The 591-nt window shown below is 62.1% G+C and carries 1 protein-coding gene; it reads left to right on the top strand.

The features are described 5' to 3' along the window. Window positions 1-591: EF-Tu C-terminal domain-related protein (locus AC6LJ2_RS30025; protein ID WP_498152758.1), on the top strand; the 591-nt coding region annotated here is incomplete at its 5' end.

The following is a 591-nucleotide window of genomic DNA, read 5'->3' as shown; positions in this document are numbered from 1 at the left end:
TACATCCCGACGCCTGAGCGTGCCGTTGACGGCGCGTTCCTGATGCCGGTTGAAGACGTGTTCTCGATCTCGGGTCGCGGCACGGTGGTGACCGGCCGTATCGAACGCGGCATCATCAAGGTTGGTGAAGAAATCGAAATCGTCGGTATCGTTCCGACGGTCAAGACGACCTGCACCGGCGTGGAAATGTTCCGCAAGCTGCTGGACCAAGGTCAAGCCGGCGACAACGTGGGCATCCTGCTGCGCGGCACCAAGCGTGAAGACGTCCAGCGTGGCCAAGTTCTGGCCAAGCCGGGCTCGATCACCCCGCACACGGACTTCACGTCCGAGGTGTACATCCTGTCCAAGGAAGAAGGCGGCCGCCACACCCCGTTCTTCAACGGCTATCGTCCCCAGTTCTACTTCCGCACGACGGACGTGACGGGCACGATCGACCTGCCGGCCGACAAGGAAATGGTTCTGCCGGGCGACAACGTGACGATGACCGTCAAGCTGCTGGCCCCGATCGCCATGGAAGAAGGTCTGCGTTTCGCCATCCGTGAAGGCGGTCGTACCGTCGGCGCCGGCGTCGTCGCCAAGATCCTGAAGTAA

This window comes from Achromobacter sp. 1014246743 (assembly GCF_059760725.1).
Note: the sequence above shows the minus strand (reverse complement) of the source record. Positions and strands in the feature narration are given on the sequence as shown.